At 65.3% G+C, this 9,264-nt stretch carries 10 protein-coding genes; 4 read left to right on the forward strand and 6 right to left on the reverse strand.

Going from position 1 to position 9,264, the window contains the following annotated elements; genetic code table 11:
• Positions 1-63: 63 nt before the first annotated feature.
• Positions 64-423 (reverse strand): ComEA family DNA-binding protein, encoded by a 360-nt coding sequence (locus tag ACFQU0_RS21625; protein ID WP_382204303.1) that lies wholly within the window; start codon positions 421-423, stop codon positions 64-66.
• Between the two features lie 173 nt (positions 424-596).
• Here ACFQU0_RS21625 and ACFQU0_RS21630 point away from each other — a divergent pair, with 173 nt between their 5' ends.
• Both ACFQU0_RS21630 and ACFQU0_RS21635 read left to right on the forward strand, forming a co-directional pair.
• The gene (locus ACFQU0_RS21630; RefSeq protein ID WP_382204305.1) at positions 597-1,265 is read left to right on the forward strand and encodes a CoA pyrophosphatase; all 669 of its coding nucleotides are present in this window, start codon (positions 597-599) and stop codon (positions 1,263-1,265) included.
• A 42-nt stretch (positions 1,266-1,307) separates the two neighbouring features.
• Entirely contained in the window at positions 1,308-2,282 is a 975-nt protein-coding gene (locus ACFQU0_RS21635) for a CobD/CbiB family protein (RefSeq protein WP_382204307.1), read from the forward strand.
• 90 nt (positions 2,283-2,372) lie between these two features.
• On the opposite strand, the gene rsgA is transcribed toward ACFQU0_RS21635, so the two are convergent.
• Complete coding sequence (gene rsgA, locus ACFQU0_RS21640) at positions 2,373-3,293, reverse strand: ribosome small subunit-dependent GTPase A (protein ID WP_382204309.1); 921 nt, start codon at positions 3,291-3,293, stop codon at positions 2,373-2,375.
• A complete protein-coding gene (locus tag ACFQU0_RS21645) occupies positions 3,290-4,579 on the reverse strand; it encodes a M48 family metallopeptidase (RefSeq protein ID WP_382204311.1) in 1,290 nt (429 codons plus the stop codon). The genes rsgA and ACFQU0_RS21645 overlap by 4 nt, the downstream gene beginning before the upstream one ends.
• A gap of 58 nt (positions 4,580-4,637) precedes the next feature.
• Between ACFQU0_RS21645 and orn the strand changes: the two genes are divergently transcribed.
• Positions 4,638-5,240 carry an oligoribonuclease gene (gene orn, locus ACFQU0_RS21650; RefSeq protein ID WP_382204313.1) on the forward strand — a complete coding sequence of 201 codons (603 nt, stop codon included), beginning with the start codon at positions 4,638-4,640 and terminating at the stop codon, positions 5,238-5,240.
• Positions 5,241-5,342: 102 nt separating this feature from the next.
• Here the strand turns inward: orn and ACFQU0_RS21655 are convergent, their stop codons facing one another.
• From ACFQU0_RS21655 to ACFQU0_RS21665, 3 genes are all read right to left on the reverse strand, one after another.
• Positions 5,343-6,353, reverse strand: coding sequence for an inorganic phosphate transporter (locus ACFQU0_RS21655; protein ID WP_382204315.1), 1,011 nt, complete (start codon positions 6,351-6,353; stop codon positions 5,343-5,345).
• Between the two features lie 16 nt (positions 6,354-6,369).
• Positions 6,370-7,017, reverse strand: a complete 648-nt coding sequence (locus tag ACFQU0_RS21660) for a DUF47 domain-containing protein (protein WP_382204317.1) — start codon at positions 7,015-7,017, stop codon at positions 6,370-6,372.
• A gap of 104 nt (positions 7,018-7,121) precedes the next feature.
• The gene (locus ACFQU0_RS21665) at positions 7,122-7,463 is read right to left on the reverse strand and encodes a hypothetical protein (protein ID WP_382204319.1); all 342 of its coding nucleotides are present in this window, start codon (positions 7,461-7,463) and stop codon (positions 7,122-7,124) included.
• On the opposite strand from ACFQU0_RS21665, the gene ACFQU0_RS21670 reads away from it, so the two are divergent.
• The coding region (locus ACFQU0_RS21670; RefSeq protein ID WP_417452238.1) for a DEAD/DEAH box helicase at positions 7,462-9,264 on the forward strand (1,803 nt) is incomplete at its 3' end. The two genes, ACFQU0_RS21665 and ACFQU0_RS21670, sit on opposite strands and share 2 nt — an antisense overlap.

Genomic DNA, 9,264 nt, shown 5'->3' on the forward strand with positions numbered 1-9,264 from the left:
CCTGTCTGCTGCACAAACGAAACTGGCCCAGTCGAGTGGGCCAGTTGGCGGGGTTGGGGCGGCTCAGGGTTTTTTGGCCGCCGATTCTTCAGGCTTGACCGCAACAGCAGCCGGTTTGTTGCTGGATTTGGCCGCCACCGGCGTGGTGGCTGTGTAGGTTTGGCCGTTGATGGTCAGTCCGTTGTCCGACAGTTTGGCTGCGCTGCCGGGACCAATACCGCGCACCCGCGCCACAAAGTCGGCCCAATCCTTGAAGGGGCCGGCCTTGCGGGCTTCTACGATGCGGCTGGACGTGCTCGGCCCAATGCCTTTGACGCTGTCGAGGTCGGCCACGTTGGCTGTGTTGGCGTCCACCGCAGCCGCAGCCAGCACACTCCACAGGCCCCAAGCGCCGAGCAACAAACACTGGATGATGCGTTTCATGTTGAACTTCCTCCCTGCGAATGGCGCGCTACGCGCGCCTAGCGGGCAAAATCGCCCACAACCACTGTACGGCGACGTTTGCACGCTGTGCCACCGCACAAAACGCGAAAATTGTTTCCTCGCCGGCGGCGCTCGCCACCGCGAGGGCTCTGAGCAACCCAGTTGGATTCCCCATGGCCGTGTCCATTGATCCCCGTGCCGTGCCGGTGGCCGGCACCGATGCCCACCTGTTGGCCGTGCCCGCCACGCAACTCACCGCCGAGGCATTGCGCGCTCGCTTTGCCCAGCCGCCCGTGTGGGAGCCCGAAATCTGGCGTGAACGCAAGTTCGGTGAACGTGCACCGGCCGATGCGGCGGTGCTGCTGCCCGTGGTGTTGCGCCAGCGGCCCACCTTGTTGTTGACGCAGCGCACGGCGCACTTGTCTACCCACTCTGGGCAGGTCGCGTTTCCGGGCGGGCGTGTGGACGAGGAAGACACCGACGCGGTGGCCGCAGCCCTGCGCGAGGCCCATGAGGAGGTGGGCCTGTTGCCCGAGTTTGTGGAGGTGCTGGGTACCTTGCCCACCTACACCACCGGCACCGCCTTTGTGGTCACGCCGGTGGTGGCGCTGGTGCGCCCGGGCTTTGTGCTCCAGCCCAACCCGCACGAGGTAGCCGATGCCTTTGAGGTGCCGCTGGACTTCCTGATGAACCCCGCCCACCACCGCCGCCATGTGGCCGAGTGGGAAGGGGTGCGGCGGGAATGGTTCTCCATGCCTTACGACGACGCGGGGCGCGAGCGCTACATCTGGGGCGCCACCGCCGGCATGCTGCGCAATTTCTACCGCCTGTTGATCGCTTGACGCCATGCGCCGGGGGGCGCCGAGCACCGCTATCATGCCGCCATGACATTTTTCGCGATTCTTCTCGCCCTGCTGGTCGAGCAGGCGCGCCCACTGGGGTTTGACAACCCCGTGCACGCCGGGTTGCGCGGCTGGGCCCGGTGGGCGCGGCGCAGTCTGGACACCGGCCAAGCCCGTCAAGGGGCCATCGCCTGGGCCGTGGCCGTGCTGGCGCCCGCTGCGCTGGCCGCCCTGGTGTACTGGCTGCTGTGGCAGCTCAGCGTGCTGCTGGCCTTTGTGTGGACGGTGGTGGTGCTGTACCACACGGTGGGGTTTCGCCAGTTCAGCCACCACTTCACCGAAATCCGCGACGCGCTGGAGGCTGGCGACGAGGTGGCAGCACGCCAGGCGCTGGCGCGTTGGCGGCGGGTGGAGGTGAGCCAGATAGCCCGCGACGAGTTGTTGCGCCATGCCATCGAACATTCGGTGCTGGCCGCCCACCGCCATGTGTTCGGTGTGCTGGTGTGGTTTCTGGTGCTGGCTTTGCTGGGCCTGGGGCCGGCTGGAGCGGTGTTGTACCGCCTGGCCGAATACCTCTCGCGCAACTGGCAGGCCCGGCCCGATGGCACGCCCAGCACACACCTGCAACGCGCGGCCGCCGTTGCCTGGCAATGGGTGGACCATGTGCCGGTGCGTGTGACCGCGTTGGCCTTTGCGGTGGTGGGCAATTTCGAGGATGCCGTGGCCAGTTGGCGCCAGGACGCGGCGCGTTTTCCCAATCCCAACGACGGCGTGGTGCTGGCTGCCACCGCCGGTGCCATCAACGTGCGACTGGGTGGGCGTGCTCTGGGGGAGCCGCTGCCCTTGCCCGGTCCGGGTGTCTCAACGGCCACACCGCCCGAACCTGTCGCTGCGGTGTCCACCGACGGCCGTGAGCCGCAGCTGGCCCACCTGGGCAGCGTGGTGGGCCTGGTGTGGCGCAGTGTGGTGATGTGGATGCTGCTTTTGGCGCTGCTCACGCTGGCGCGCCTGCCTTGAACAACACATTCGCCGCCGGGCCGCCCCAAGGCGAATCGGCCCCCTTGGGGGGCAGCGACCCGTGTAACGGCGGAGCGTGGGGGCACGTGCTCAGTAGCGGGTGGCCGAGAGTTCTTCGAACAAGCCTTGGTAGATCGCGTAGCGCTGTGGCGTGATGCGCGGTGCCTCCGGGCGGTTCAGTGCCTCGCGTACGGCGCAGCCCGGCTCGTGCAGGTGGGTGCAGTTGTAAAAGCGGCAGCCGCCCAGCAGCGGCGCGAAATCGCGCATCAAGGCCGGCAGCCGGGTGGCGTCGATGTGGTGCAGCCCAAATTCCTGGAAGCCCGGTGAATCGATCAGCGCGGTCTGACGGCTCACATCCACCCAGTACCAGGTGGTGCTGGTGGTGGTGTGTTTGCCCGAATTCAGGGCGCGTGAGACTTCGCCAGTCTGTGCCCCGGCCGTGGGCACCAGCCGATTGATGAGCGTGCTTTTGCCCGCGCCCGAAGGGCCCAGCACCAGCGTGGTTTTGCCCGCCAGGCGGGCTTGCAGATCGGCCAGCGAGGCGTCGGGCGCGGCACCGCCCTTGAGCCCCAGCTGCAACACCGTGTGGCCCATGTCGCGGTAGGGCGCGAGGCGCGCCCAGGCGCGTGCGTAAGCCTCGCCCAGGTCCATCTTGTTGAGCACCACCAGCGGCTCGATGCCTTCGGCCTCGGCCGCGATGAGGGCGCGACTGAGCTGGCTCTCCGAAAACTCGGGGTCGGCGGCCAGCAGCACCAGCACCTGGTCGAGGTTGGCGGCGAAGGACTTGGTGCGGATTTCGTCCTGGCGGTAGAAGAGGTTGCGCCGGGCATCCACTTTTTCTACCGTGCCCTCGTCCTGGCTGGCCAGCCAGCGCACGCGGTCACCCACCACCACCTGGCTTTTTTTGCCACGCGGATGGCAGATGAGTCGGCTGCCGTCGGGCGATTCCACCAGGCAGTGCCGTCCGTGGGCGGCCACCACCAGGCCGGGGAGCAGGGCGGGCGCGTTCAAGCCGGGCCCATCACAGCGGCGCCGGCCACGGTGCCCAGCCTCGCCAGGCGTTCGCTGGCAGGGGGGTGCGAGTAGTAAAAGCGCGCAAACAAAGGATCTGGCGTCAAGGTGCTGGCGTTGTCCTTGTACAGCTTGAGCAGCGCGCTGCCCAGGTCTGCGCCGCTGGTCTGCGCCACCGCGTAGGCGTCCGCTTCAAACTCGTGTTGGCGCGAGAGCTGCGCCGCCATGGGCGACAGGAAATAGCTCAGCAGCGGCACGGCCAGCATGAACAGCAACAGGGCCAGCGCGTCATTGGGGGCGTCCATGGCGGGCACCACGCCCAGCCCGAAGTAAAACCAGACCTGCTGGCTGACCCAACCCAAGGCGGCAAAACCGAGCAGACTGAAGCCGAACAAGGCCACGATGCGTTTGACGATGTGGCGGTGCTTGAAGTGGCCCAGCTCGTGCGCCAGCACGGCGTCCACTTCGGCGGGGTTCAGCTGTTGCAGCAGGGTGTCGAAAAACACCACCCGCTTGGCCGCGCCAAAACCGGTGAAGTAGGCGTTCGCGTGGGCGCTGCGGCGGCTGCCGTCCATCACGAACAACCCCTTGGCCGCGAATCCGCAGCGTTGCATCAGCGCGGTCACGCGGGCTTTCAGGGTTTCGTCTTCCAGCGGTTTGAATTGGTTGAAAATTGGTGCGATCACGGTGGGGTAGAGCACCAGCATCAGCAGGTTGAAACCCATCCACACGCCCCAGGCCCACAGCCACCACACCGAACCCGCAGAGGCCATCAGCCACAGCACCAAGGCCGCAATGGGCAGGCCGATGGCGGCGCCCAGCAGCGTGGACTTGACCAGGTCACTCAGCCACAGCGCCGGGGTGTTTTTGTTGAAGCCAAAACGCTGCTCCAGCCGGAAGGTGCTGTACCAGGACAGGGGCAGTTCAATCAAGCCACCGATCAACACAAACGTGGCCAGCAGCGCCAGCTGTTGCCACATGCCCGGGCCCATCCACGACAGCAGGCTTTGGTTGAGCAGGTTCAGCCCACCCAGCAGCGTCCAGCCCAGTGTCACCGCGGCGCTCAGAGCCACATCAATGAGGCCAAGGCGTGCCTTGGCAATGGTGTAGTCGGCCGCTTTCTGGTGAGCGCTCAGGGGCACCTGATGGACAAAGGCGGCGGGCACGGCGTTGCGGTGCTGGGCAACGTGGCGCACCTGGCGGGCGGCCAGCCAGAAACGCACGGCCACCTGCAACAGCAGCAGGGCGCAAAACACCAGCGAAAAAACAAGGGCGGAAGAGGGCATGGGGTCCGAGTCTATCGAAATGGGGTGGGCAGGCGCCACATCGGCGAAAATCCCTCCCATGAACACGCAATCCCCCGAGGCGGCCACCAGCGCCCCTGCCCTTGATGCCGCACCCACGCTGGCGCGAAGCGACCAGAATCTGGTCTGGATCGACTGTGAGATGACCGGGCTGGATCCCGAGGTCGAGCGCCTGATCGAAATCGCCGTGGTCGTGACCGGCCCCAACCTGACGCCGCGCATCGAAGGCCCGGTGATTGTCATCCACCAGAGCGATGCCGTGCTCGACGCCATGGACGCCTGGAACAAGGGCACACACGGGCGCAGTGGCCTGATCGACAAGGTCAAGGCCAGCACCGTGACCGAGGCCGAGGCCGAGGCCGAGCTCATCGCATTCATTTCGCAATACGTGCCCAAGGGCAAGTCGCCCATGTGTGGCAACACCATCGGGCAGGACCGCCGCTTCCTGGTCAAGTACATGCCCAAGCTGGAAGACTTTTTGCACTACCGCAACCTGGACGTGAGCACCTTGAAGGAACTCGCCAAACGCTGGCGGCCCGAGGCCTACGCCAGTTTCAAGAAGCGGCAGTTGCATACCGCGCTGGCCGACGTGCACGAGTCCATCGACGAACTCGAACATTACCGCGAGCACCTGCTGAAGTGATGCAGGCGAACGGACGCCCCAACCGGGGACACCGCCGGGCCGGCTTTGCCGGACGGCTGGTGTCGCCCCTTGAGGGGGGACGCGAAGCGGCGCGGGGGGAGTTTAAAACAACGTGAAGCTAATCCAATAGGCCACGGCCGCCACAAAGGCCGATGCGGGGATGGTCAGCACCCAGGCCCACACGATGTTGCCGGCCACACCCCAGCGCACGGCACTGGCGCGCTGCACCGAACCCACGCCCACGATGGCGCCGGTGATGGTGTGGGTGGTGGACACAGGCACACCCAGCAGGGTGGCCAGGAACAGGGTCATGGCGCCGCCGGTTTCGGCGCAAAAACCGCCCACTGGCTTGAGCTTGGTGATCTTCTGGCCCATGGTCTTGACGATGCGCCAACCACCAAACATGGTGCCCAACGCGATGGCCGCGTAACACGCGATGATGACCCACGTGGGTGGTGCCGAATCGCCCTGGGCCGCGTAGCCGGTGGCGATCAGCAACATCCAGATGATGCCAATCGTCTTTTGTGCATCGTTGCCCCCGTGGCCCAGGCTGTAGGCGCCTGCTGACACCAGTTGCAGGCGGCGGAACCAGCCATCCACATTGGAGGGGCGGGTGCGCCGGAACAGCCAGGCCACCGCCACCATCATCAGCGAGCCCAGCGTGAAGCCCAGAAAGGGCGACACGAAGATGAAGGCCACCGTGCGCATGATGCCACTGGCCACCAGTGCACCGGCGCCGGCCTTGGCGATCACCGCGCCCACGATGCCGCCGATCAGCGCGTGCGAGGAGCTGCTGGGGATGCCGTAGTACCAGGTGATCACGTTCCAGGTGATGGCGCCGATCAGCGCGCCAAACACCACGTGCACGTCGATCACACTCGGGTCGGCGATGCCTTTGCCTACCGTGGCCGCCACGCTGAGGTGGAACACAAAGATGGCCACAAAATTGAAGAAGGCCGCAAACACCACCGCCTGGCCCGGCTTGAGCACACCGGTGGAGACCACCGTTGCAATCGAGTTGGCCGCGTCGTGAAAGCCGTTCATGAAGTCGAACACCAGGGCCAGGGCCACCAGCATCACCACGACCCACAGGGCCGCCTGAACCGTTGTCATGGTCGAGGCTCCGGTATCAGGCGTTTTCGAGGACGATGCCCTCGATCTCGTTGGCCACGTCCTCGCACTTGTCGGTGATGGTCTCCAGCAGCTCGTAAATGGCTTTGAGCTTGATGACCTCGCGCACATCGGGCTCTTCGCGGAACAGCTTGCTCATGGCGGTGCGCATCACGCGGTCGGCGTCCGATTCGAGCTTGTCGATTTCCTCGCAGGTCTTGAGCGCCGCTTCGGCGGTTTTCTGGTCGCCGATCTTGCCCAGCATGCCCACCACGTCCTTGAGACGTTCACAGCATTTGACGCTGAGTTCGGTCAGGCGGGTGATCTCGACCGTCATGTGGCGCACGTCGTACAAGGCCATGGTTTCGGCCGAGTCCTGGATCAGGTCGGCCACGTCGTCCATGGTGTTGATCAGCGAGTGGATTTGCTCGCGGTCGATGGGCGTGATGAAGGTGGTGTGGATCAGGCGGTTGACCTCGGCCGTCACACGGTCGGCGGCGCGCTCTGCGGTGTCCACTTCCTGGTTGTACTTCTCGCGCAGCTCCAGGTCGGCGTAGTTCGCCACCAGTTGGGCAAACGCCTGCGCGGCCTCAACGATGTGCGTCGCATGCTGGTTGAACATCTCGAAAAAATTGCCCTCTCGGGGCAACAACTTGCCAAACAGCATGGCGACTCCATCCGGATGAATTTTGAAAATGCCGTGACAAAACAACGGCAGAAACGTGAATTTTACCCGCCGATGGCCCGGATCTTGGTGCTTGTTTGCACAGGCTATTGTGGAAAACCCGAAGCCGTGCAATAATCGACGGCTGTCTTGTATTGAGCAAGACAGATGTGTACATCTCCTTCATGCACCTGGCCCAAGCACTGCCACGGGTGTCGTTCACGAAAAGTTGAACGGCCCAGCAGCGCAACACAAAGGCCCCACGCATACCTGCAGCTGCAGTGGCTGGTCTGTTTGACCAACACCGATGAAGTTGCCGGCGCGTTGACCGTTTGATGGTTGATGTTTTGTAACCACGAACGGATCAAGCGCCCCAGCGCCGCCTTTTTTTGGGCGGGCGCCATGAGTCTTGTTTCGATCAATTGCGCCTGATGCGCAAGGACGAACATGAGCGACTTTGAAGTCCGCGGCGAAACCGCGACCGACACCCTTTCCAGCAACTCCGTCGAGCAGATGCTCGACACCTCCAACGCCGCGTTTGACGTGGTCGCCGAGCCGATTGCCGAACCCAATGGCTTCGAGCTCCTGGGCCTGGCCCCTGAGCTCGTGCGCGCTGTGGCCGACCTGGGCTATGTGCAGCCCACGGCCGTGCAGAACGCCGTCATTCCCGACGCTATGAACCCCGGTCTGGCCGGCGGCCGCTACACCGATCTGATGGTTTCCAGCCAGACCGGCAGCGGCAAAACCGCCGCCTTCCTGTTGCCTGTCTTGCACACCCTGCTGCAGCAACAGGCCGAAGCCGAAGCCGCCGAGCGCGCCGAATTCGAACGCCTCACCGCCGAAGCCGCTGCCCGCGGCGAAGCCGCACCCAAGCGCCCCAAGCGCAAGAGCCCCCTGGACCCGCGCCATTTCAAGGCCGCCACGCCCGGCGCCCTGATCGTGTGCCCGACGCGTGAACTGGCCCAGCAGGTGGCGCACGACGCCATCGAACTGGTGGCCCATTGCCGTGGCCTGCGCGTGGCCAACGTGGTGGGCGGCATGCCCTACCAGTTGCAAATTGCCAAGCTGCAGAACGCCGATCTGGTGGTGGCCACCCCGGGCCGCCTGCTGGACCTGCAGCGCTCGATGCAGATCAAGCTCGACAAGGTGCAGTTCCTGGTGGTGGACGAAGCCGACCGCATGCTGGACCTGGGTTTCTCCGATGACCTGGCCGAAATCAACCAGCTGACCAGCGACCGCCGCCAGACCATGATGTTCAGCGCCACCTTTGCGCCGCGCATCCAGCAGCTGGCCATGCGTGTGATGCACGACGGCGGCAAACACGTCAAGCGTGTGCAGATCGACACCCCGCAGGAAAAACACGCCAACATCAAGCAGGTGCTGTTCTGGGCCGACAACGCCCAGCACAAGCGCGCGCTGCTCGACCACTGGCTGCGCGATGCCAGCATCAACCAGGCCATTGTGTTTGCCAGCACCCAGGTGGAGTGCGACGGCTTGGCCGGCGACCTGCAGCAAGCCGGTTTTGATGCCGTGGCCCTGCACGGTGCCCTGAGCCAGGGCCTGCGCAACCGCCGTCTGATGGCGCTGCGCGACGGCCGTGTGCAAATTCTGGTGGCCACCGACGTGGCGGCCCGTGGCATCGACGTGCCCACCATCACCCACGTGTTCAACTTCGGCCTGCCCATGAAGGCCGAGGACTACACCCACCGCATTGGCCGCACCGGCCGTGCCGGCCGCGATGGCCTGGCCGTGACCTTTGCCGAGTTCCGCGACCGCCGCCGCATCGGCGATATCGAGGCCTACAGCCAGCAGCGTTTCAAGGCCGAGGTCATCCCCGGCATGGAACCCAAGGAACGTCCGCCGGCACCGGCCCGCGCCGAGCGTGGTGGCCGCCCGGGTGGTGATCGGGGTGGCCGCTTTGGCGGTCGCAACGAAGGCCGTGGTTTTGGCTCGTTTGGCCGTGCCGACAAGGGCCGTTTTGAAGGTGGTCGCCCTGAAGGCCGCTTTGAAGGTGCCCGTCCGGAAGGCCGTTTCGACAACCGCCCGGCGGGTCGTTTCGATGCGCGTCCCGACAACCGCCCTGACAACCGCTCCGATAACCGTTTTGACCCACGTGGCGCCGCACCTTCGCCGTTTGAGCGGGGTGCCCGCCCGGCCGAGCGCGGTTTTGACCGCGGTCAAGACCGTTTTGCTGATCGCGCTGCACCGCGTTTCGACGACCGCGCACCCCGTGCCGGTGCACCGCGCCAC

The sequence above is a fragment of the Hydrogenophaga defluvii genome (assembly GCF_042665235.1).
Lineage (GTDB): Bacteria > Pseudomonadota > Gammaproteobacteria > Burkholderiales > Burkholderiaceae_C > Hydrogenophaga > Hydrogenophaga defluvii_A.

Coding starts and splice junctions, on each gene's coding strand:
- ACFQU0_RS21625 (WP_382204303.1), bottom strand. CDS start 423: ATGAAACGCATCATCCAGTGTTTGTTGCTCGGCGCTTGGGGCCTGTGG.
- ACFQU0_RS21630 (WP_382204305.1), top strand. CDS start 597: ATGGCCGTGTCCATTGATCCCCGTGCCGTGCCGGTGGCCGGCACCGAT.
- ACFQU0_RS21635 (WP_382204307.1), top strand. CDS start 1,308: ATGACATTTTTCGCGATTCTTCTCGCCCTGCTGGTCGAGCAGGCGCGC.
- ACFQU0_RS21645 (WP_382204311.1), bottom strand. CDS start 4,579: ATGCCCTCTTCCGCCCTTGTTTTTTCGCTGGTGTTTTGCGCCCTGCTG.
- orn (WP_382204313.1), top strand. CDS start 4,638: ATGAACACGCAATCCCCCGAGGCGGCCACCAGCGCCCCTGCCCTTGAT.
- ACFQU0_RS21655 (WP_382204315.1), bottom strand. CDS start 6,353: ATGACAACGGTTCAGGCGGCCCTGTGGGTCGTGGTGATGCTGGTGGCC.
- ACFQU0_RS21660 (WP_382204317.1), bottom strand. CDS start 7,017: ATGCTGTTTGGCAAGTTGTTGCCCCGAGAGGGCAATTTTTTCGAGATG.
- ACFQU0_RS21665 (WP_382204319.1), bottom strand. CDS start 7,463: ATGTTCGTCCTTGCGCATCAGGCGCAATTGATCGAAACAAGACTCATG.